Origin of the sequence: Listeria rocourtiae FSL F6-920, from assembly GCF_000525975.1 — a bacterium.
GTDB classification, from domain to species: Bacteria; Bacillota; Bacilli; order Lactobacillales; family Listeriaceae; genus Listeria_A; species Listeria_A rocourtiae.
Genome location: NZ_AODK01000006.1, coordinates 158,164 through 182,021, shown reverse-complemented (window position 1 = coordinate 182,021; position 23,858 = coordinate 158,164). Strand labels below are relative to the sequence as shown.

Annotated in this window: 21 protein-coding genes and 2 pseudogenes; 2 read left to right on the top strand and 21 right to left on the bottom strand. The window is 39.5% G+C overall.

Annotation, left to right across the window (positions count from 1 at the left end; translation table 11 throughout):
- Window positions 1-22: 22 nt before the first annotated feature.
- The 9 genes from PROCOU_RS02965 to yneA form a co-directional block, all read right to left on the bottom strand.
- Window positions 23-1,822: an ABC transporter ATP-binding protein gene (locus PROCOU_RS02965; protein ID WP_036069542.1), complete on the bottom strand. Its 1,800-nt coding sequence runs from the start codon at window positions 1,820-1,822 to the stop codon at window positions 23-25.
- The gene (locus PROCOU_RS02960; protein WP_036069540.1) at window positions 1,809-3,575 is read right to left on the bottom strand and encodes an ABC transporter ATP-binding protein; all 1,767 of its coding nucleotides are present in this window, start codon (window positions 3,573-3,575) and stop codon (window positions 1,809-1,811) included. Before PROCOU_RS02960 ends, PROCOU_RS02965 begins: the two co-directional genes overlap by 14 nt.
- Window positions 3,576-3,917: 342 nt before the next feature.
- Window positions 3,918-5,099 (bottom strand): amidohydrolase, encoded by a 1,182-nt coding sequence (locus PROCOU_RS02955; protein WP_036069538.1) that lies wholly within the window; start codon window positions 5,097-5,099, stop codon window positions 3,918-3,920.
- A gap of 378 nt (window positions 5,100-5,477) precedes the next feature.
- A complete protein-coding gene (locus PROCOU_RS02950) occupies window positions 5,478-5,897 on the bottom strand; it encodes a hypothetical protein (protein WP_036069537.1) in 420 nt (139 codons plus the stop codon).
- A gap of 450 nt (window positions 5,898-6,347) precedes the next feature.
- Entirely contained in the window at window positions 6,348-6,584 is a 237-nt protein-coding gene (locus PROCOU_RS02945) for a YneF family protein (RefSeq protein ID WP_036069656.1), read from the bottom strand.
- A 230-nt stretch (window positions 6,585-6,814) separates the two neighbouring features.
- Complete coding sequence (gene tkt / locus PROCOU_RS02940; protein ID WP_036069535.1) at window positions 6,815-8,809, bottom strand: transketolase; 1,995 nt, start codon at window positions 8,807-8,809, stop codon at window positions 6,815-6,817.
- A 164-nt stretch (window positions 8,810-8,973) separates the two neighbouring features.
- Window positions 8,974-9,207, bottom strand: coding sequence for a DUF896 domain-containing protein (locus tag PROCOU_RS02935; RefSeq protein WP_036069533.1), 234 nt, complete (start codon window positions 9,205-9,207; stop codon window positions 8,974-8,976).
- Window positions 9,208-9,225: 18 nt separating this feature from the next.
- Window positions 9,226-9,681, bottom strand: a complete 456-nt coding sequence (mscL, locus tag PROCOU_RS02930; protein ID WP_036069531.1) for a large conductance mechanosensitive channel protein MscL — start codon at window positions 9,679-9,681, stop codon at window positions 9,226-9,228.
- 74 nt (window positions 9,682-9,755) lie between these two features.
- A complete protein-coding gene (gene yneA / locus PROCOU_RS02925) occupies window positions 9,756-10,085 on the bottom strand; it encodes a cell division suppressor protein YneA (RefSeq protein WP_036069530.1) in 330 nt (109 codons plus the stop codon).
- Window positions 10,086-10,245: 160 nt separating this feature from the next.
- On the opposite strand from yneA, the gene lexA reads away from it, so the two are divergent.
- A complete protein-coding gene (gene lexA / locus PROCOU_RS02920) occupies window positions 10,246-10,860 on the top strand; it encodes a transcriptional repressor LexA (protein WP_036069654.1) in 615 nt (204 codons plus the stop codon).
- Between the two features lie 142 nt (window positions 10,861-11,002).
- On the opposite strand, the gene glnA is transcribed toward lexA, so the two are convergent.
- From glnA to PROCOU_RS02875, 9 genes and pseudogenes are all read right to left on the bottom strand, one after another.
- A complete protein-coding gene (gene glnA, locus PROCOU_RS02915) occupies window positions 11,003-12,337 on the bottom strand; it encodes a type I glutamate--ammonia ligase (RefSeq protein WP_036069529.1) in 1,335 nt (444 codons plus the stop codon).
- Between the two features lie 57 nt (window positions 12,338-12,394).
- Entirely contained in the window at window positions 12,395-12,763 is a 369-nt protein-coding gene (locus PROCOU_RS02910; protein WP_036069525.1) for a MerR family transcriptional regulator, read from the bottom strand.
- 176 nt (window positions 12,764-12,939) lie between these two features.
- A complete protein-coding gene (locus PROCOU_RS02905; RefSeq protein ID WP_036069523.1) occupies window positions 12,940-14,235 on the bottom strand; it encodes a methionine gamma-lyase family protein in 1,296 nt (431 codons plus the stop codon).
- A 1-nt stretch (window position 14,236) separates the two neighbouring features.
- Window positions 14,237-15,451: a GTPase HflX gene (hflX, locus tag PROCOU_RS02900; RefSeq protein ID WP_036069653.1), complete on the bottom strand. Its 1,215-nt coding sequence runs from the start codon at window positions 15,449-15,451 to the stop codon at window positions 14,237-14,239.
- 141 nt (window positions 15,452-15,592) lie between these two features.
- Window positions 15,593-15,826, bottom strand: coding sequence for an RNA chaperone Hfq (gene hfq, locus PROCOU_RS02895; RefSeq protein ID WP_036064844.1), 234 nt, complete (start codon window positions 15,824-15,826; stop codon window positions 15,593-15,595).
- Between the two features lie 131 nt (window positions 15,827-15,957).
- Window positions 15,958-16,884 carry a tRNA (adenosine(37)-N6)-dimethylallyltransferase MiaA gene (gene miaA, locus PROCOU_RS02890; protein ID WP_036069651.1) on the bottom strand — a complete coding sequence of 309 codons (927 nt, stop codon included), beginning with the start codon at window positions 16,882-16,884 and terminating at the stop codon, window positions 15,958-15,960.
- A gap of 102 nt (window positions 16,885-16,986) precedes the next feature.
- Window positions 16,987-17,415 carry a hypothetical protein gene (locus PROCOU_RS02885; protein ID WP_036069521.1) on the bottom strand — a complete coding sequence of 143 codons (429 nt, stop codon included), beginning with the start codon at window positions 17,413-17,415 and terminating at the stop codon, window positions 16,987-16,989.
- A 171-nt stretch (window positions 17,416-17,586) separates the two neighbouring features.
- Window positions 17,587-19,258 (bottom strand): annotated as a pseudogene (locus PROCOU_RS02880) (glycerol-3-phosphate dehydrogenase/oxidase).
- 203 nt (window positions 19,259-19,461) lie between these two features.
- Window positions 19,462-20,190 carry a glycerophosphodiester phosphodiesterase gene (locus PROCOU_RS02875; RefSeq protein ID WP_036069520.1) on the bottom strand — a complete coding sequence of 243 codons (729 nt, stop codon included), beginning with the start codon at window positions 20,188-20,190 and terminating at the stop codon, window positions 19,462-19,464.
- A 261-nt stretch (window positions 20,191-20,451) separates the two neighbouring features.
- On the opposite strand from PROCOU_RS02875, the pseudogene PROCOU_RS02870 reads away from it, so the two are divergent.
- Window positions 20,452-22,301 (top strand): annotated as a pseudogene (locus PROCOU_RS02870) (acyltransferase family protein).
- Between the two features lie 52 nt (window positions 22,302-22,353).
- Here PROCOU_RS02870 and PROCOU_RS02865 read toward each other — a convergent pair.
- From PROCOU_RS02865 to PROCOU_RS02855, 3 genes are all read right to left on the bottom strand, one after another.
- Window positions 22,354-22,818, bottom strand: coding sequence for a hypothetical protein (locus tag PROCOU_RS02865; RefSeq protein ID WP_133620184.1), 465 nt, complete (start codon window positions 22,816-22,818; stop codon window positions 22,354-22,356).
- A gap of 197 nt (window positions 22,819-23,015) precedes the next feature.
- Complete coding sequence (locus PROCOU_RS02860) at window positions 23,016-23,273, bottom strand: hypothetical protein (protein ID WP_149023610.1); 258 nt, start codon at window positions 23,271-23,273, stop codon at window positions 23,016-23,018.
- A 76-nt stretch (window positions 23,274-23,349) separates the two neighbouring features.
- Window positions 23,350-23,817 (bottom strand): S-ribosylhomocysteine lyase, encoded by a 468-nt coding sequence (locus tag PROCOU_RS02855; RefSeq protein ID WP_036069517.1) that lies wholly within the window; start codon window positions 23,815-23,817, stop codon window positions 23,350-23,352.
- Between the last annotated feature and the right edge of the window lie 41 nt (window positions 23,818-23,858).

Sequence of the window (23,858 nt, the reverse complement as noted above, 5' to 3'; positions counted from 1 at the left end):
GAAAAACAACCTTTACGCCCTATTAACCAAGCTCCTCTAAATCCATTCCGCTGTTTTGTAATTGATACATCGAATGATACACACCGCCATGTTCTAGTAATTCTTCGTGTGTTCCTCGCTCAATAATACTCCCTTTTCGAAGCACCAGAATGAGGTCAGCGTCTTTTATTGTAGAAAGTCGATGCGCAATCGCAATCGTCGTCCGACCCTGTCGCATATTTCGCAGTCCTGTTTGAATCAAACTTTCTGTTTCCGTATCAATATTTGCCGTCGCCTCATCCAAAACAAGAATTTGTGGATTTGTCACGACCGTTCTTGCAAAAGAGATTAACTGCCTCTGCCCACTAGAAAATGAAGCCCCACGCTCAATCACCTTATGATCATATTTATCAGCCAGTGTGTTAATAAACCGGTCCGCTTGTACAAACTGCGCAGCCTCCAGAATTTCTCGATCTGTTATTAGCTTATTATGCAAACGAATATTATCCTTGATAGTACCATAAAACATAAAACTATCCTGTAAAACTAACCCAGTTTTGGCACGCAATTCCTCCATTGGATAGCGTTTAATCGATTTCCCGTCAATCAGAATTTCCCCTTGATTAAACTCATAAAAGCGCATCATCAAATTGATAATAGAGCTTTTTCCGCTTCCTGTGTGACCGACAAGCGCAACTGTTTGTCCAGATTCCGCTGTGAAGCTAATATCCTTCAAAACATCTTTTTTCCCATCGTAAGAAAACGTGACATTTTTAAACTCAATCTTTGCTTTTGAAATGAGCAGATCATCCTCATCATCTTGCTCTGGCGCCAAATCTGTGCCATCCATAATCCGGAATACACGTGAAGCTGCTGTAATCGCCTCTTGGTACATTGCCAAACGCTCCATAATATTGTAAATTGCCTCTAAAAACCGATCAAAGTACGTAATAAAAGCGTAAATCGTCCCAATTGCAACCGGACTAGAAAAGGATTGAATCCCAAAGAAACTAAGAATCAGTACAACCGCTAGTGAATAAATCAAATCAATCGCTGGTCCAAGAAGCAACGCGTTAAATTTAATATTTTTCATACCTACATCGTAATAATCTTTATTAATCTCTTCAAATTCGCCAATCAAACGCTTTTCTTGATTAAACTGTTGCACAATGGACATACCGGAAATCGATTCTGCAATTTTTGCATTTAACTGACTCAATTTTTCTCGACGTGCCCGATAAAATTGAGAACTATATTTGCGATAGATGATAATTATTAACAATGTCAACGGAAAAACGAGCAAACTATATGCGGCCAATTTTGCATCCATAATAAACATCGCTGTATAAATCCCCACAAGCATGAAGACACTCTGAATTGCTGTTCCGAGTACGTTAATAAACATATCTTTAATTGCTTCCGTATCATTGGTCACACGTGAAACAAGGCTACCTGCGGGTGTCTGGTCAAAATAACGCATCCCCATATTTTGTAATTTACTAAAAATATCAATCCTAATACGTTGTACAATTCGCAATGCAATTTTTTGAAATAGAACCAATTGAAAATACCAAACCACAGATCTACCAATTGCTAAGCCCATGTAACCCGATGCCAAAAATAGAATCGGCCCAGCCACAAAATGAAGCGGCGTCAAGTAATTATCTAGAAATAGTTTAATTAAGATTGGCAAAAACACATCTGCCAGTGTAACTAGCAACACTAGGAAAATCGTTAAAATAAGTGCTGGAACATGATACTTCGTGTAGCTAAATAAGCGTTTTAGTACTGCACGATGCTCTTGGCCACTCATCGTTAACATTTCTTCGTTATTCGGCTCCATTCGTATCACCCCCGCCCTCAATTAGCTCTTCCAATTGCTGATTCCGGAACATTTCCGCATACCAACCATCTAAGGCAACAAGCTCAGCGTGCGTCCCACGCTCCACAATTCGTCCTTTATCAATTACGATAATAAGGTTCGCATGTTCCACCGAACTAAGCCGATGTGCGCTAATAATCGTCGTCTTATCCGTACGGTTACTTTTAAGATTCTGCAAAATTTTCTCCTCTGTTTTTGCATCCACAGCTGATAGCGCATCATCTAAAATCAACAATTCAGGATTCATAATCAATGCCCTAGCAATCGCCAGCCTTTGCTTCTGCCCACCAGAAAGCGATACACCACGCTCACCTACGACCGTATCATACCCATCCGTGAACTCTGTAATATCCTCATGCACTGAAACCATTTCTGCAACCTGCTCCACATCCGCCTGCGATAACTCTGGATTTCCAAAGCGAATATTTTCCCGAACAGTCGTCGAAAATAGGAACTGATCCTGTGGCACATATCCAATCGCATTGCGCAGTCCACGCACCGTATAATTTTGAATCGGCTTGCCATTAAATAAGATCGACCCCTTGTAGTCATCATATTCCCGCATCAACAATTTTAAAAGTGTCGTCTTCCCAGAACCTGTTCGCCCAACGATTCCGAGCGTCCCACCCGATTTCAATTGAAAAACGATATCTTGTAGAACAGGCGCTTTCTCATCCGGATACGTAAATACCTCCAATGCAAAATCAATGTCTCCACGTGGCAAAACATTGATAGCTCCAAAATCATCCTTCACGTCCTCAGGCTCACTCAATAACTTATTCAGTCGATCATAGGAAGCATTTCCCCGTTGAATCACATTAAACAAAAACCCAAACGCCAACATCGGCCAAATCAGCAAGAATAAATAGTTCACAAACGCAATTACCTGACCAATCGTAAGCGTTCCTTCCATCACAAATTTTGCCCCAAAAGCAAGTGAAAGTATAAACGAAACACTAACAATGATTGAAATCATCGGATCAAACATCGCATCAAGTTTTGCGACCTTTACGTTGACACCAACAACTTCTTCTGTTTGACGCCTAAAATCCTCGATATCCTCCTGCTCCTGGCCAAATGTTTTCGTAACCTTAATTCCTGACAAACTCTCCTGCGTCTTATCATTCAGCTTCGAAAACTCCGCCTGCGCACTATGAAATCGATCATGCAATTTCCGACCAAGCACCGAGCTTCCCCACACCATCAGTGGCATTGGCAACAGCGCAATCAAAGTTAAACGCCAATCAATTGTAATCGCCATCGTCGCGATAACGGTACTCCCTGTTAAAATCGAATCACACAACGTCAACACACCAAAACCAGCTACTTGCTGAATTGCTGAAATATCATTCGTCGCATGCGCCATCAAATCCCCCGTCCGGTAGCGCTGAAAAAAGAACGGCGACATTTTAGATAAATGCTCAAATAGCCGTAGCCTTAATTGTCGCTGTAGCCTATTATCAGATCCAAAAATCAACATCCGCCAAAAATAGCGGCCAACATAGGCCACGACAGCCGCGCCGAGCAAAATTCCCATCCACATATACAAATGATTCTTCGTCAGCGAATCCTTGCTAACCGCATCCACCGTCAATCCAAGTATTTTAGGCGGTACCAGTTGGAGCAACGTTATCATAAAAAGTAGTGAAACCCCAATAATATACGACTTTCGTTGCTCTTTAAAAAACCATCCCAACTCCTTATAAATTTTCATTCCTAACCCCTCTTCATTAAACAATATATTTTCCTATTTTTGGACATAAAAAAATAACGGACATATCTTACTTTGTCCATTACTGTGTTTGGAAATATATATCGAATTTATTACATAAAAATGCACATAATAGCCCTTTAAATAGCTTATGCCACTTTCTCGATATAACGGACGCCGAATTTAGGCTATCTCCTACAATAATGGTTAAATTACCGAATCCAATTATCTTTTTCATCGTCCTTACCTCCTTCTCAAATTTGTTTACAGGAACTAGTGTAACCGATTTCTTCTAAAGATTCAAGTATATTTATAATTTTTTTTATTTAACAGACAGAAAGCCCATTATTCAGGGCCCTCTGTCAAATAAGTATATGCATACTGCGCGTAAAGTTCTGCACCATAAGCAAGTGCTTCCTCATCTACATTGAACCTGCCATGATGATGCGCCCATTCCGTATCTTTTTCAGAGTTACCAGCTCCAACAAGCGCAAAACAACCCGGAGCTTCTTGTAAGTAATAACTAAAATCCTCTCCCGCCATTGTTGGCCGATCCGAGTATAATATCCCATCGCCAAAACTATTAGTAATCACATTTCGTGCCAATGCAGCACTTGCTTCCTCATTGATAACAGCATGCGTCCCATAACGGTAGTCCACTTTTACGGTTGCACCATAAGTAGCTGCAACCTGTTCTGCATAACGCCGAATTGCGCGCTCCATTTTTTCACGAACTCGTGGATGGAACGATCGAACTGTCCCTTCCAAAATCGCATTTTCCGCAATCACGTTGTAACGCGTCCCAGCCTCCATCCGTCCAATCGTAAAAACAGCAGGTTCAAGCGGATCAGTTTCCCGTGATACAATCGCTTGCACTCCCATCACAAAAGCTGAAGCAACAAGAGCTGCATCAATACACGCATCAGGCATTGCTCCATGACCACCACGCCCCGTAAATTTAACCACAACAACATCTGCAGACGCAAAAACAGGTCCCGTATTACAAGAAATAGTATGCGTCGACATTTGCGACCAAATATGAATCCCAAATACATTATCCACGCCTTGCATCGCCCCCTGCTGGATCATCACTTCTGCGCCTTCGGTAATCTCCTCAGCAGGCTGGAAAATAAAACGCACCGTACCAGCCAACTCATCCTTAACCGCAACAAGTGCCTCCGCTGCGCTAAGTAGCATTGCTGTATGCGCATCGTGACCACACGCATGCATCTTCCCCTCACTTTTTGATTTATAAGGCAAATCCGAATTCAATTCGGCAACAGGTAATGCATCCATGTCAGCCCGAAGCGCCACCACCTTCCCATTTAACTCACCAATAAGATCTGCCACAACCCCAGTTGGCTCCATGCGTCGATACGGAATCCCCATCCGCTCCAACTCTTCAATAACTCGATTTGTTGTCTCGACCTCCTGCCATGACAACTCCGGATTCCTATGTAAGCCTCTTCGAAATGCAATCATCTTCCCTTCATTTTGCTTAACCACAAGTTTTATCTTTTCATTCATTATCAATGCCCCCATTCGATATATCTCATTTTACCATTCTCGGTCTATCATTACTCTAAAAAAGCTCGAAATATTCTGCAAATAAACTAAAAATGCCTCTCAAAATAACACATTCATCATTATTTCGAAGTATTTGTATTTTTTTGCAACTTTTGTATATATAATTGCAAAAGAGAATCTGAAACAAATTTTGACGCCAGCTTTCGCTGACACCAATCACAATGAAAAAGACTCATCGACTTACAACTATTTTTCTATCATAATACAGACAGAGAAATAAGTTGAAGGTCGATGAGTTTTTGGAGCTATCCAAAATTTCTCAGGATAAATTGAACCATCATACTTTCAAAATGTGTATAAAAATTTTTTTCGGAGTAGTTATCTAGGTTTCAAGGTGTAACTAATTCCATTAATTGAAACCTTTATAGAATCCGGCCATGCTTTCTGATCCCACTTAGCATCATCCCCTTGTTTTTTTATTTGGTCTGCGGCTAATTTATAGAATTTAGTTTGATTTTTATTGTACCATGGATCATCATGAGGGTTTGGCGAAAATTGATAGACATGATTCCCAGGGTTAAAAGTCATACCGCGATTCTTGCTCCAAGATGTTTCCGCCCATTTATAGCTGACCCCATTTATCTCTACCTTACCACTAATACCAGCTGCTTCCGCTACGACTGCACCTAGATTTTTATCGAAACTTATATGTCCTGAATTCACCAAATTTACACCAATAATAACAGAGGAAAGTACACAACCTAAAACAATAGAAAGACTACCAATTCTTTTCTTCATATGCATAAAATCTCCTACTTTCTCTTATTTTTTATTAGGAATACTATTCCTAATATTTTAAGAGCATAGCATATGATTGTTACATTTATGTGGCAGTAATTTGGAATACGAAAATTCTATTACGAGAAACGTAGCGCTTAGCCGAACTCAAACTTACCAGGCTCCTAATCCACTTTTGCAATTAATTCTCGATTTAGCAGTTCAAGAAAAAGTTGACTATAATCTTTAATCAACATCAAAAAACACGCTCCTACCATGTGTTAATATCACACAATAATAGAACGTGTTGTAATGTTGAAAATGCATCCAAAAATAAATGCAGGGAAAGGTTAATCAAAAGAGGCAAAATCGTGAGTGAGACGTTTTCACCGCGTTAGCAGAAATGTGAGCTCGAACTCGCCACACAGGAATGGGCGTAACAGAATCTCCAGCTAATTCAAACTAGCTAACTTATTTTTTCTTCTTCGTTTTACTTTCTTTTTCTTGTTGTTTCCCCATTGCATTCATCATTTGGTTAATTTTCTTCTGTGACGGTTTCATTCCCATTTGGGCCATCATCATTTGTAACATTTGCTCATTAATTGGTGGATTTTTCTTCAGATACGTCATCATGTATCTTCTTGCAATGAAAAATCCTAACGCTAGACCTGCAACTAAGCAAAGTATACCGATAAGTATATACCACAACATATTCTCTTTCTCCTCCTCGAAACAATATACCCCTCTTATTGTACTTGATTTATCAGGTCAAAACAATAGTTTTTGATATCCTACAGCAATAAAAGTTCGCTATCATTAAAAAATCACAACTGCCTCATTATACCATCAACACCGCGTTTATACAACATATTATCATAAAAAGGGGCGTAAAATGATTAAGCTAAAGCCTACATCATTTCACGCCCCACGCACATTGCTTATAAAGACTTCACAGTTTGAACAACATTCTCCACAGTGAAACCATAATTTTTAATAATCGTATCACCAGGTGCCGAAGCCCCAAACTTATCAATTCCGATTGCTTTGCCATCTAATCCAACGTAGCGCTCCCACCCAAGTGTCGAGCCCATTTCGATAGACACACGTTTGCGGACAGCATTTGGTAGCACACTCTCCTTATATTCCGCTGATTGTTGCTCAAACAAATCAAATGATGGAATACTAACCACTGACGCATCAATACCATCTTTTGCAAGTTCTGTTTGCGCTTGTACAGCTAAATTAACTTCGGAACCTGTTGCTAAAAGAATCACATCTGCAACCTCTTTCTTCGCTGGCGATAATACATAGGCGCCTTTAGCCACGCCTTCTTCCGCTAATTTATCGGAATTTGGTAATGTTGGCAGGTTTTGGCGCGTTAGGACAAGTGCAGTTGGTCGATTGGTTGACCGAATAGCGATTTTCCATGCTGCAACCACCTCGTTACCATCAGCTGGGCGCAATAATGTAAGACCAGGCATCGCCCGAAGCGAAGCAATTTGCTCTACAGGCTCATGTGTTGGACCATCTTCCCCAACTGCAATACTATCATGTGTCAATACATAATTAACTGGTAAGTGCTGAATAGCGGATAGACGAATTGCTGCCCGTAAATAATCAGAGAACACAAAGAATGTTCCGCCGTATACTTTAAGTCCGGAATGCAATGCCATTCCATTTAAAGCCGCACCCATCGCAAACTCACGAACACCAAACCAAATATTACGTTCAGCAGGTGTAGTTTTTGTGAATTCACCATCTGTTGCAATATTTGTATTATTAGAACCTGCTAAATCAGCAGATCCGCCAAATAGTTGTGGCAATTTCGCAGCTAAGGCATTAATAACCTCACCACTTGACGCGCGACTAGCAAGCGATTTATCCTCACCATATACAGGCAAATCTTTATCCCAACCTTCTGGGAGCTCTTCTTTTAAACTAAGCTCCAATTGAGCCGCAAGTTCAGGGAATTTTTCTTTATAAGCAACAAACATCTCGTTCCACGCTTGCTCCTCTTGTGCACCACGCTTTGCAATTGTTTCCTTAAAACGATCATAGACTTCACTAGGAACAAAGAAATCTTCTTCATAATCCCATCCATACGCCGCTTTTGCAGCTTTGATTCCATCGGCACCAAGCGGAGCACCATGCACTTTGCTAGTTCCTTCATTTGGAGCGCCAAAGCCAATAACTGTTTTCACTTCAATCATCGTTGGCTGCGACGTATTTTGTTTTGCTTTTTCAATTGCTGCTAGAATTTCAGTCGTATCGTTGCCATCTTTAACAAGTAAATGCTCCCAACCATATGACTCAAAGCGTTGTTTTACACTTTCAGAAAATGATTTATCTAAATCTCCATCCAATGAAATATCATTAGAATCATATAAAAGTACCAAACGACCAAGCTGTTGATGTCCAGCAAGTGAAGCCGCTTCTGATGCCACACCTTCCATTAAGTCTCCATCACCACATAACGCATATGTATAGTGATCCACAACTGGGAATCCATCTTTATTATACATCGCTTCTAGGTGTCTTTCAGCCATCGCCATACCAACAGCCATCGCAATTCCTTGACCAAGAGGCCCAGTCGTAGCATCTACACCATCTGTATGATGTACCTCAGGGTGACCAGGTGTTTTACTATCCCATTGCCGAAATTGTTTTAAATCCTCTAAACTTAATTTATAACCACTAAGGTGCAGTAAGCTGTAAAGTAGCATTGAACCATGTCCTGCCGAAAGCACAAAGCGATCACGGTTAAACCAATGCGAATTCGCTGGATTTGCTTTTAGTATTTTTGACCATAAAGCATACGCCATTGGAGCTGCTCCCATTGGTAATCCTGGGTGACCAGAGTTGGCTTTCTGAATTGCGTCGATCGATAATGTTCGAATAGTATTAATTGCTAATTGATCCGTGTTATCAAACAAATGAAACATCCTCTCTTGTTTTAGTTACTACTATACATCATAAGCTTTTCTCAAATATTTCTCAACTAAAATACACTTAAATGTTCGATAATGTATTTAAATGATTATTAATGTTCGATTAAAAATAAACAAAAGGAGAGATGTACCTATCTCCCCCATTTTCTTCATAGTTTTTTTCTCTCATCACGTATACGTTTTATTTTATCAGGCGTAACATCGTCGCCATTTGGATCAATAAAAGTAGTATGTTCAATCGTACTGCGCACTTGATTCCGGAACGATTTAATATATTCTTGACGCAAAACTTCTTGTTCTAATTTCTCATCCACGGTTATTGTGCCTGCTTTTTTCTTATGTGATAATTCATTAATACGGTCTATTTTAGCCTTTTCTAACATTATTCTCCTCCATTTATATTATTCCGATAATCCAGTCTCTCCATTTTGAGATAAATCCGATGTACATTGTGAACATTTCTTGGCTTTCTCTGGGATAGCCGACAAACAATAAGGGCATTCTTTCGTAGCAGGTTTCTTTGGTTCCAGTGGTATGTACTTGGTCACCATCTTAATAATTAGAAACACCGAGAAAGCAATAATAAAAAAACTAATAATATTATTGATAAATAACCCATAATTAATGGTTGGGGCTCCTGCTGCTTGCGCGGCTTTTAAAGTGTCATAATGCACTCCATTTAAACTGACAAACAAGTTAGCAAAATCAACATTCCCAATTAGCAAGCCTAGTGGAGGCATAATAATATCATTCACAAGCGAGTTAACAATACTTGTAAATGCAGCACCAATGACAATCCCAATTGCCATGCCTAATGCATTACCTTTCGAAATAAATACTTTAAAATCTTTCAACATCGAAAAACCTCTTTCATTCTTAATCAACGCCTATTCTACAATAAAACAAGAGATTTTTAAAGTATTGTGCCCTATTATTCATTCGCTAACTGAATAGAACGATCTATATTCTCAGTACCTTTTTTTATTGGAATCGTAATTGTCTCACCAGCAATCAGCTTCCCATTTATAATTTGATTCTCTTTCTCTACCCACGATACAAAATCCTGCTTACTCATCTTGTAGTCACCAGCATACTCCTCTGCTAGACTCCAAATAGAATCCCCGCTTGCAACGCTCACCTCATTGTATTCTGAACTTGCTTGATTCACTGTCACTACCATTAACACTAATCCCAAAATAAAACATGTAATAATAAATATAATTGCAATGTAATATCGATCCCAAATAGTTTTCAAAGTCATCTTTATCCCTCCCAAAGAATATATGTTCGCTTTTTTATTATTATAGAACACTCGTTCTGATGTGTCAATAAAAAAACGAACAATTGTTTGCATATCCAAAAAATCTTTGATATACTGGGTTTAATAAAGAAGTAATGAAAGAGTGAACGGGGTGAAACAAATGAAACTATCAAAACGACAACAAGATATTTATGACTTCATTAAGTCTGAAGTAAAAGATAAGGGATATCCACCTTCCGTGCGTGAAATCGGTGAAGCAGTTGGTTTAGCCTCTAGCTCTACAGTCCATGGACACCTAGCACGACTCGAAGGAAAAGGACTCATTCGCAGAGACCCTACAAAACCTAGAGCTATCGAAATCCTATCGTTAGAAGACGAGATGGTAGCTCCAAACGTTATCAATATTCCTATTATCGGTAAAGTAACTGCGGGTGTACCTATTACAGCCGTTGAGAATATCGATGAATATTTTCCTTTACCTGAATATATGGCTAATGGCGAAACAGAAATTTTCATGTTAGAAATTGATGGCGAGAGTATGATTAACGCTGGTATTTTGAACGGCGACAAAGTGATTGTAAGACAACAAAATTCCGCTAATAACGGAGATATCGTTGTAGCAATGACAGATGACAATGAAGCTACTTGTAAAAGATTTTTTAGAGAAGCTAGCCATTTCCGTCTGCAACCAGAAAACGATGCTTTAGAGCCTATTCGCCTAAGAAATGTTTCTATTTTAGGCAAAGTTATCGGCCTGTATCGTGATATTCGTTAGCCATAGAAGTAACAGAAACAAGGATTTCAAAAATAAAATAAGCAGGGATCTTGTATATGCCATCTTCATAAATGGCTCTATACAAGATTCCTGCTTTTCTATATCTTACAGAATTTTAGTCTCTTTATTGGAGTAGAAATATTTAGTATATTTCCATGTACTGATCTCGTTCCCATTGGTGAACTGCGGTTCTAAACATGTCGCATTCGATTGTTTTCGCTTCTACGAAATGCTCCAAAATATGCTCACCCAAACCATCGACAATAATATCATCATTTGTAAGTTCTCTCAGTGCAAGCGCTAAGCTCTCCGGAAGATCGTAAATACCATGTGCATGGCGCTCCTCTTCATTCATGCCATAAATATTGCGATCCACTGGTTTTGGTGGCGTTAGCTCATTCTTGATACCATCTAGTCCGGCGCGAAGTAGCACAGCCATTGCTAAGTATGGGTTTGCCGCTGGATCAACGCTGCGTAGTTCTAACCGTGTACTCAAACCACGCGAGCTCGGAACTCGAACAAGTGGGCTACGGTTTTTACCAGACCAAGCAATGTAGCACGGCGCTTCGTATCCAGGGACTAGGCGCTTATAAGAATTCACAGTCGGATTTGTTACCGCTGTATAACCTTTTGCATGTTTTATCATACCAGCTAAGAAGTGATATGCCGTCTGACTCAGTTGCTCCTCTCCATCTGCATCAAAGAACGCATTCCCGTCTTTATTAAATAGCGACATATTGAAATGCATTCCCGACCCATTAACACCAAATAACGGTTTTGGCATAAACGTAGCATGTAAGCCATGTTTACGAGCAATTGTTTTTACGACTAATTTGAATGTTTGGATATTATCACACGCTGTGACTGCATCCTCGTATTTGAAATCAATTTCATGCTGACCAGGTGCTACTTCATGATGACTGGCTTCAATTTCAAAGCCCATCTCTTCCAACTCTAAAACAATATCACGACGACAATTTTCGCCTAAATCAGTTGGTGCTAAATCAAAATAGCCTGCATTATCGTTTAGTTCTAGTGTAGGCTTTCCTTTTTCATCTAATTTGAAAAGGAAAAATTCGGGTTCTGGTCCTAAGTTAAAATCTGTAAATCCTAAGTCATGCATTTCAGCTAATACACGTTTTAAGTTAGCACGAGGATCCCCCGCAAAAATTGTTCCATCTGGATTGTAAATATCGCAAATCAATCTCGCAACTTTCCCTTTTTCAGCTGTCCAAGGAAAGACAACCCACGTATCAAGATCCGGAAATAAATACATATCAGACTCTTCAATACGCACAAAACCTTCAATGGAGGAGCCATCAAACATCATTTTATTATCCAAAGCTTTGGCTAGCTGGCTTACCGGAATTTCCACGTTCTTAATGATTCCTAGGATATCCGTGAATTGCAAGCGGATGAATTTCACATTTTGTTCGTCTGCGAAGCGAAAAATATCTTCTTTAGTATACGATGTCATAATTAAATCCTCCCAATAATTGATATTATATAAACTTTTTAAAAGTAAATATCTTGTTCAAAACCTTGGCAATTGTTGCTTTCCGGAAGCATCTTGTTTCACGAACCTACCAGCTTGTTGCATTTCTTTTCGTAAAATTTTGCGTACGTCTTCATCTGTAAGTGGAGTCTTCTGCTCATCCTGTTTCATTTGGTACATTTTTTTAATTCCCGCAATATTCAGACCGTCGTTCAAATAGTCTTTAATCTCAAGTAATACATCGATGTCTTGTAGTGAATACAGCCGATGATTCCCTTGATTCCTCGCAGGATGAATCAAACCTTGATCCTCATAATAACGAATTTGTCGCGCAGTAAGATCTGTTAGTTTCATGACAGGACCTATCGGGAAAAGAGGCATCGATCTTCTAATTTCTTTTTCACTCACGACAATTTACCCCTTCCAAAACGCTTTATTTTTCATATGTTAGTTGCATTATAATGTATGGTATATCTTTTGTCAAATATATGTCATATAATCTAACATTTTCAAAAACCTTATATATCAACGACTTTGAGCTAAATTCAAAAAAACAGCAAAAATATTTTCGCTGTTTTTTGAATTTATTCACATCTCGATGTTATTTCTGATAGCATTAAAAGATTCTGATCTATAAGGCGCTTTATCGCTACTAGAACCGCTATTCTTATATGTTCGTAAGTGAGCCCTCCTTGCACATACAGTTGGTAAGGCTCCCTAATAGGACCATCCGCTGTCAACTCGAGGCTCGCACCTTGAATAAAAGTTCCAGCTGCCATGATAACGTCATTTTCATATCCTGGCATATATGCCCCTTCTGGAACAACATGTGCATTAATTGGAGAGGCCGCCTGAATTGCCTGCGCAAAGGCAACCATTCTTTCCTTATCATGAAATGAAACACTTTGAATCAAGTCAGTCCGAGGCGCATTCCAAGCGGGGTCAGTTTCGATTTGAAAAGCATCCAGTATACCCGCAGTAAAGCGCGCTCCTTTTACTGCCTGGGAGACAACATGCGGAGCCAAGAAAAAACCTTGATACATTTCCAGCAAACTATACAAGGAAGCTCCCGCCTCTGCACCAATCCCTGGAGTGGTTAACCGATAAGCGCATAACTCCACCAATTCAGCCTTCCCAGCGATGTATCCACCCGTTTTAGCCAAGCCACCGCCTGGATTTTTTATCAATGAACCCGCAATTAAATCCGCACCTACTTCAATTGGCTCTAAAATCTCCACGAACTCTCCATAACAATTATCGACAAAAATAAGAATGTCTGACTTTATTTCACGAATAAAGGCAATCATCTCTTTTATTTTCGCAATCGAAAATGAAGGGCGGTCTGCATAACCTCGAGAACGTTGAATCCCAATCATTTTTGTCGCAGGTGTTATTTTAGCACGTATCAATTCAAAATCAACGGAACCATCTGTTTTTAATGGTACCTTGTCATAACCAATCTGAAACTCTTTAAGCGAGCCTTTTCCGGAGCCACGAATACCAACAATCTCTTCCAGTGTGTCATATGGTGCTCCAGTAATGTATAACAAATCATCTCCTGGTCGTAACACACCAAACAAAGCTGTTGAAATGGCATGCGTGCCTGAAATAATTTGAGGGCGAACAAGCGCCGCCTCTGCTTTAAATACGTCTGCATAGACCCGCTCTAGCGTGTCGCGGCCATCATCATCATACCCGTAACCTGTCGATGGGGTGAAATGGAAATCACTCACTCGATTTTTCTGAAAAGCTTGCATAACCTTCCATTGGTTTTCTTCCGCAATATTTTCTGTTTCCTGTTGCAAAGAACGCAACTCGTCCTCCACAACATTGGCTAATTTGCGTAATTCTGCTGGTATTTGCTCAAAAAATGCTGTCATCTTATTTTTCCTTTCGTGCTTGATAGCCTTTTAATTGATAGCTTTCTGCTTTTTCATCAAATATTTCCTCAATGACGACCGTTTCCCGCTTATATTTATGTAACATTCTTCCGTCACTCGCTGGGATACTAGCCACATAAGGTTGCCACAGTTGCTTAATTTCCCACAACATTTTCTCCATCAAAAAGTACTGCGAATATTCTTCCAAAGCACTCACTTCGACATAATTCGGCTGTGTGGGTATAAAATAAGGTAACTGCTGATCTTTTTTATTATATACTGTCAAAATTGGAATATGCTGCATATCCAATTCCTCCAACAATTTCAAAACCGTTTTTTCATGCTGCACATAATCCGGATTAGAGCTGTCAACCACATGCAAAAGAACATCCACATTCGCCGTTTCCTCAAGCGTCGAACGAAATGCTGCGATAACCGTTGTAGGTAAGTCTTGTATGAAACCAACTGTATCTGTCAAAAGAGCTGTATATCCTTCTGAAAAAACCAACTTTCTCGTTGTCGGATCAAGCGTCGCAAACAACTGGTTCTCTTCTAGCGTCTTAGCATCACTCAACCGATTAAAAAGGGTCGATTTTCCTGCATTCGTATAGCCAATCAAACCGAATCTAAAAATAGCTTGATCATTCCGCCTTGCCGTCATCCGTTCACGATGCTTCACTACTGTATCCAACTGTTCCTTAATATCCACCATCTTCTGCCTGATATGACGCCGATCCATCTCTAGTTTCGTTTCTCCCGGCCCACGTGTTCCAATGCCTCCACCAAGGCGTGACAACGAAGCCCCTTGTCCACTTAACCTTGGTAACAAATATTGGTATTGCGCAAACGCTACCTGTAATTTCCCTTCTCGAGTTTTTGCACGCATTGCAAAAATGTCTAAAATTAATTGCGTCCGATCAAGTATCCGCGCATCGACAATTTTAGAAATATTCCGAACCTGTGTCGCACTTAACTCACTATTAAACAACACTATGTCGACTTCCATTTCTGCGACAAAAGCTGCAATCTCTTCTATTTTCCCAGACCCAACAAAAGTAGCTGGATGCACCCGTTCTCGTTTTTGAGTTACTTCTCCGACAACTTCTGCTTGCGCTGTTTTCGCTAAACTACCCAATTCTAACATGGAGTAGTAAAAATGTTCCTCTGTCTGTTTCGGTAATTCACAGCCAACTAAGATCGCTCTTTCTACCATCATCTGCACTCCCATCGTTTCTCCAAAGTCAATCGTAGCATAAATAGCGCTACAAAGAAAGTTGGTAAGCCACGAAAAAACCGAATGCTTGCACCGCGTATTTGGCACAAAACATTCGGCTTTCGCTTTTAAAACACAAGTTACCTATTCATCATCCGATTTCAAAGCCACATTCTTTTGTGGAGAAAACGTAGAAATCGCATGTTTAAATACAAGTTGTTGCTTACCATCTACATCTAACAAAACCGTGAAGTTATCAAAACTAATAACCCGGCCACGTAGCTGGAATCCATTTGTTAAAAAGACAGTTGCCAAAATTTTCTCTTTCCTCAATTGATTTAAATAATGATCCTGTAACCCTTGCCCACCTTGTTTCATATCGAATCGCTCCTATTCTCTATCTTTTTCAGTTATCTTCATTCTATACGAAATGTACAAAAACTACAAATGACATTCCAAAAAGAAGAATGTTTTTCTCTGCTAATTTCAAATACCCTTTTTATAAGGAATTAAAACACACGATTCGCCTTTAGAAACTGCTTAATCTCATGCACGATTTTATTCTCTAGCCCCGCTTCGTCCGCATTATACCATTGGACATCTAAACGATTGCGAAACCAGGTCAATTGTCGCTTAGCAAAACGCCTAGAATTGCGCTTAAGTAGTTCTACAGACTCATCTAATGACATATCTCCATCAAAATATGTAAACAGCTCTTTGTAACCAATCCCTCGAGCTGCCGGTACATCACGCACACCCGAATCGTAAAAAGTACGCGCTTCCTCCAATAAGCCTTGTTTTATCATGATGTCCACCCGCAAATTTATTCGTTCGTAAAGTTCCGCGCGTTCCCTATCCAAGCCAATTAGCAGTGGATTAAATTCACTTGCTTGTTGCTCTTGATTTTGCAACTCAGAAAATTTTTTGCCCGACAAATGGTTTACTTCTAATGCTCGGATAATGCGTCGCGGGTTGTTTGCATGTAATTTCATAGCACTCTCGGGATCTACTTTGCGAAGTTCCTCCAACAGTGACTCTCCTGACTCCCCAGCTAAAGAATCACGATAAGCTTCGTCACTAGCTACTTCTGAAAAAGCATAATTGTAGAGAACCGACTGTATATAAAGCCCCGTCCCACCAACAATAAACGGTAACTTTCCCGCTTTCCAGATTTGGCGTATTAATCTATGTGTTTCATTTTTAAATTCAGACGCATCATACGGCTCGGCAGGCTCACGAATATCGATCAAATAATGCGGAATACCAGCCATTTCCTCATTCGTCACTTTTGCCGTGCCAATATCGAGCCCCCGATAAACTTGCATGGAATCGCCGCTGATAATCTCGCCCTTAAATTTTTGCGCCACGTCAATGCCGAGCGCTGTTTTCCCTACCGCAGTAGGGCCAACAATCACAATTACGGGAATTTTGCTCAAAAAAATCTCCCCTTCCATATCTCCATTGTACCATCAAACTGTCTCAGCGGTCACTATTTAGGAACATCAACTGCATAACCAAGCGATGTTTTTTCATTCCCTTTAGCGAATAACTTCTTTTGATGTGTAACCAGCAAAAAGTTCACCTAATGAAGTGGCTTCGTATTCTCGGAATTTTAGTAGTATATCAAAAATCTCTTCTTCTGTACAAATGAGCGTTCGCTTCTTGTAATGGATAATTAGAAACTCATTAATCGCCCTGTAAAAACTCATATGATTTGTAAGAGCATCCTTGAAACTCGTTCGCATATCAAACCTGTCCTCACCCATATTTTTGGCATTAGGAGCGATACTACTTTCGTTCATTAGAGCTTGCTTCAAGAGCGCAATTGTTTCATGCCGATGCGCTTCCATGTAACTAGGATCATGTCTCCTTAATTGGTATTCATCAGAATTCACATAATAGGTGCTGATCCAATAATTCACAACTTCCTCTGCATGTTCATTTATAAACGTCACAACAGTTGGCATGTAAACATCTCCTTCAATAAGCATCGACTTTTGGTTGCAATGCTATGTATAATAAATTACTTCATCATTTTACTACTTTTTAAACAGCTTTCCTATATAAACAGTCATTTTAGATTCAAACATAACAAAAAACCTCCTGAAAACTACCTCAAGAGGTTCAGCTTAATAAAATTAATGCCAATCTGCTGGTTCACGTGCATCGTCAATTTGTGTTTGTAATTCCTTAACCAATTGCTCTTTTGTCTGGGCATCCCACTGGAATAGATAATCCATATCTGCTATGACTTCATCTTTCCACTCTAGCAAGTACGGCATATCAAATAATAAATACCCCGTGCGACGTAACAAGAAATCAACCGGATGAATAACCGCTTCATGATAAATAGCATAATGAAGTTGCGCATACAAACTATTCGGTAATGCTAGCATTCCTTTCTCCTTATGTTCCTGCGCGTAAGTAAACACCAAATCAATATTGGAACCGTAACGTTTTGCTAACTCTCGGCCTTCTTCTAATGACCAGCCAAACCGATTATTCCCTTCTTTAGCTTTCTTCTCAATGAAAGCATCAATATTTTTCGAGCCGCCAACATCCCCACCCGAAATTGGTAAATGATGCGTCTGCACAGATTTGAATTTTTTTTTCAGTTTCTTTCGAGAGTGCTTTGGAAACTTCATCTAATAACTTCTCAGCCATTTTGCGGTAACCTGTCAATTTCCCACCAGCCATTGTAATCAAGCCACTTTCAGAGAACCACACTTCGTCCTTACGTGAAATTTCAGATGGGTCCTTCCCTTCTTCATAAATTAACGGACGCACACCAGCCCAGCTTGACTCAATATCATTTTCACTAATATGAACATCTGGAAACATATAATTAATCGCCTTAATTACATATTTATGATCCTCTTCATTCGCTTTTGGATTGATAACCATTTCATCATACACCGTATCTGTAGTACCAACATATACCTTTTTGTCACGAGGAATCGCAAAAACCATACGACCATCAGGGGTATCAAAATAAACTGCTTGTTCCATCGGGAATTTCTTTTTATCGATGACAAGATGAATACCTTTCGTTAGGCGAAGATGTTTATTATTCACTGTATAATCCATTTTGCGCACCTTATCAACCCAAGGGCCTGCTGCATTAATCACTCGATGCCCTTTAATATCAAAGACTTTACCTGTAATACAATCACGTGCTACAACACCGCTAACCTGCTTTTTCGCATCATATAAAAAACTCTCAGCTTGCGTATAGTTAATCACCTTTGCACCAAGCTCTACCGCTTTTTTCATAACCTCAATCGTTAAACGTGCGTCATCCGTGCGGTATTCCACATAGTAACCAGAACCTTTCAAACCTTCTTTCTTCACAAAGGGATTTTTAGCGAGTGTTTCTTTGGCTGATAAAATTTTACGACGTTCATCTTTTTTCACTCCTGCTAAATAATCGTAAAGGCGAATTCCAAATGAAGCGCTCAATTTTCCCATGTTACCACCTTTATGAAAAGGTAACATCATCCATTCTGGCGTTGTCACATGTGGTCCGTTTTCATACACAATTGCACGTTCTTTTCCTAAGTCAGCAACCTCTTTTATCTCAAATTGCTGCAAATAACGCAAGCCACCATGGACAAGTTTTGTCGACCTACTTGAAGTTCCAGCAGCAAAGTCTTGCATTTCTATTAGTGCTACACTCATGCCACGTGAAACGGCGTCTAGCGCAATTCCCGCACCCGTAATTCCGCCTCCTACAATAACTAAATCAAATGCTTCCTCCGCCATCTTCGTTTGAATTGTTTCTCTGTCAAAAGCTGAAAATAATTGTACCATCTTTTTTCCCCCTCTAGGACCTGATTGAAGTCTATCTATCACCATCTATTTTCCACTTTTCAGCAGATTTAAAACGCTACAAAAAAAAAGAGAGACTACAAAACAAGCGATTGCGCTCGCTATTTGTAGTCTCTCCATATCTCAGACAATGATTAATATTAACTTGTCTCCAATTATAGTACAGTCGTTCCTAAAATGTAAAGCTATTTGTTTCGCTTTCCTCTCAATTCTACAGCCTTTTCTGGAAAATCAGTCATAAAACCTCGAACATTTTCATCAAAAAGTGTCTCCATCTGACTAACCTTATTCGCAGTCCAACAACGCGTAGCAACATTTCCAAGTACTTCTTGATTACGAATAGAGTACGGTGGATTAATGCTATCTAACTGCAAGCTAGCAAACTGTGCTAATGCATCTTCTACATCCAGCTTCGTAATTGCAGAAAGCTTAATTGTGGCATCCAGCTCTCGTAAGCGCGTTAACGTTTCTAAATTAAATGAACAAAATAAAAAAGTAAGCCGCCCTGCTCTTTTCCTACAAAGTTCTAGCACTTTCTCTTCAATTCCCGCGTAATCATATGTATCCGTCTTCAACTCAACGTTTAAAATTAATGGATAACGCCCCAGCACAACCAAGACCTCTTCTAAAGTAGGTACTTTCGTTTTCTTAAACAATGCCCGAAATCGCTTTTTATAACCTTGATGCGCATCCAATTTTTGTAGCTCTCGTAGCGTAAAATCCTTTACTAATCCGGAGCCATTCGTTGTTCGATTTACCGTTTCATCATGAATCACAACTGGAACGCCATCTTTCGTTAACTGTACATCAAGCTCAATACCATCTGCACCAGCTTTAACCGCAGCAAGAAAAGCTGGTATCGTATTCTCAGGATGTGTTCCCTTACTACCTCTATGGGCAAATATTTCCGTCAAATTTCTTACCTCATTTCTGTGACATATTGTTCTTTTTATTATACATAAATAAGACCATTGTCTCAAATTTATTAAATTCCTGTTTTTTTGTCGCCTATCGAATTACAGCACCAAGAACATGTGTTATGATAGGTCAAGTAGAGAATGAGTGGATATAAGCAACATCGTTTCAGTAGCAACCTTTTATTCCTACTACTTATTATGAGCAATTAAAATTAGGAAACTTTCTTTCCTTATGTATTTGCGGTTAGGAGAGATTATATGGAGAGATCCGCTCGATATAAAAGAAAATATGTACCTAGTATCGATGGACTTCGAGCACTGGCAGTTATCGCTGTCATTGCCTATCACCTCAGTTTCGGATGGGCTTCTGGTGGTTTTTTAGGAGTTGACATCTTTTTTGTTTTATCAGGCTATTTAATCACCAACATTTTACTATCACAATGGGAAAAAAATGAACGTATTGATTTGAAACAATTTTGGATAGGTCGTTTCAGGCGCCTTATCCCGGCTGTATACTTAATGATTGTTATTGTCGTTGTATTTGCTGTTATTTTTAATCGACCACTTCTTGCAACATTACGAGGGGATGCTACCGCCTCCTTCCTTTACTTGAGCAACTGGTGGTTCATTTTTCACAACGTATCTTATTTTGATTCATTCGGAACAGCATCTCCCATCAAAAATTTATGGTCTTTAGCTATTGAAGAGCAGTTCTATATTATTTGGCCCGTCTTTTTTATACGGCGCTTTAAAGTTCATCAAAAAACCAACGATTATTTTACGTATCATCGTGATTGCAGCGATTCTTTCCGCTATTTTAATGGCAGTTCTCTATTCCCCAGATGGTGATCCAAGTCGTGTTTATTACGGAACAGATACACGAGCTTTTGGTTTACTGCTTGGTGGAGCACTTGCTTTCGTATGGCCATTCACACGCTTGTCACCACACATACCAACATCTGCAAAAGTCGCTGTTAATTTTGCAGGAACAGCTAGTGTTGCCATCTTTTTGTTTTGTATCGCAACAGTAAACGAATACGATTCCTTTTTGTACCGTGGAGGCATGTTTTTAATCGCCATTAATGCAGTTGTCATGATTGCAACAATTGCTCACCCCGCCTCTTATCTAAGTAAATTATTTAGTTTTAAACCATTGCGATGGGTTGGCACTCGTTCCTACGGTATTTATTTGTGGCACTATCCGATTATTACCCTTACAACACCTATTACCGAGGTTGGGACTCCAAACATAGTACGTGCGGCACTTCAAGTAGTAGCAACATTGATTATTGCAGAACTATCTTACCGCTTTGTAGAAACACCAATTCGCAAAAAGGGCTTTATCGCGTATATCAAATCCTTCCATTTTAAAGGATTACTGCATTGGCGAGGCTATCCTGTTGGCAAATGGGCCTTCATTAGTAGTCTCATTCTCATCCTCGGATTCTTCGCACTTGGTATGAGCAATTTAATCACTGTAAAAACGAACGCAGAAGGCACACAGAAAACTCATGTAAAAACAGTTACCGAGGTAAAAACACCACAAAAAGAAACGCCCACACCTCCAGCTACACCTAAAAAACCATCGACACAAACACAAAAAAAGAATGCTGCAAAAGCACCTGTCACACCTGATCAAATCAAATATGAACAAACATTGGCGATTGGTGACTCACTTATGATTGATATTCAACCCGTCCTGGAAGAATCGGTTCCAAATATCGCGATTGATGGTTTGGTGGGACGCCAAATGGCTGATGCACTAAACACCGCTACTCAGTATCAGAAATATAATGCCAAAGGAAGCGCAGTGATTCTGGAACTTGGTACAAATGGTCCTTTTGCTCTCAAAAAAATGGAGGAACTCGTGCAGATGTTCGATCAAGCAAGCATCTACCTTGTAAACACCCGCGTACCACGCCAATGGGAATCCGAGGTCAATGAATCGATTGAAAAAATCGATGCCGAATACGATAATGTTACTCGCGTTGACTGGTACAGCCTTGCTATCGATCATCCGGAGTACTTCGGTCGCGATGGTGTTCATCTAACAAAAAAAAGGTGTATCTGCCTATGTTGGTTTATTGACGAATAAAATGGTACATTGATAAATCCATCGAATCCTTTATTCACAGCGGATTCGATGGATTCTTTACTTATTTATAGAAAAACAAGGCGTTCTTGCTCATTAAACAGCACCTTTATCTCATTAGCTTGAAACAATGCATCTTGCTCTTGATAGAATAAATACAACATCAATACTCTGTCGAAAGCAAGACTAACAGCAATGCTCTTCGGCCGAACCAACGTTTCACGGTGATGCTTACCTGTTAAATCAATATAGAAACTTCGACCATAATCAAAATCGGTTTCAAGATTGATTGAATCTGGTTTTTGTTCATTTTCTAGACTATATAAATGCCTCGGTATATGTAATTTTGATAAAATCGCTAAAGCTCGTTCCACAGTGGCAACATCTGGACTAATGTCATATTTTGTATTACGCAAATACTCGTGAATTTTCCATATGTATTTTTGCCGGTAATGGCGACGCATTGTCCATAAATAAAATATTCTTGCACCTTCACGCTCATCGGTATAACTCGCTAAATGTTCTCTTTCCACAACGTTTTCGTACTTACTACGCACATAAAAATAATGCCACTGCTCCCTCTCGCGTTCTAATCGGTAGTAATCCTCTCCTCATCGCGCTCATGAAACGTCTCAATGCTATTACCCTTCACGATAATTTGCTTTCCACGTTGCCTCAACAATCGACAAATACGTTCTAACTCCATATATAATATTCCTTTCTAACACCATTACTCCTCTATTTTTAAATACCCGTAATCAATTAAATTCTTAATTGATGCAATAATCCATAGCTCTTTTTCAACATGTACACGCCCTTTTAAGTATTTACCAAATTTATAATCAATCGCATCATTAAATTTGCGTAATTTCATGTCCATTTCATTTTGATGCATAAATGACATGTTATCCATCATTATCTTCCTTTCCACAAACTGCTTGATATATGCAAGTGTTTCCGCTTTCAAATTGCTATTAAAAAAGGCCACATCAAAGGGACCTTCATCATCGTGCATATATATACAATTTAACACATTCTCACTTGCGTGTAAATGATTTTACAAGCTATTCTCCAAAAACATGAGGCCATTCTTTCTTTTTATCCAAGAAGTTTTTAGCTAGTTCTTTAGCACCTTCTAAACTATGACTAGCAGCCCAGCCGCATTGCACTTCGTTACAAGCCGGAACCTCGTTAGCATCTAACACATCCACCAATGTTTTTTCTAAAATAGCAAGTACGTCTTCATAGTCATCATGATTGATAACCGACAAATAAAAGCCAGTCTGACAACCCATCGGACTAATATCTACAATTTTATCCGAATGATTTCGCGACAGTTCTGCCATTAAGTGCTCCAACGAGTGAAGTGCCGGCATTTCCATATGCTCCTTGTTCGGTTGCATAAAGCGAATATCATATTTATAAATTTCATCACCATGCTCCCCCTTTTTTTGCCCGGCAAGACGCACGTAAGGCGCCTTCACTAAGGTATGATCCAAGTTAAAACTCTCTACATTCATTTTTTCAGTCACTATAATCCATCCCTTCTAAAAAATCCCTAGGCTAGCGCTTC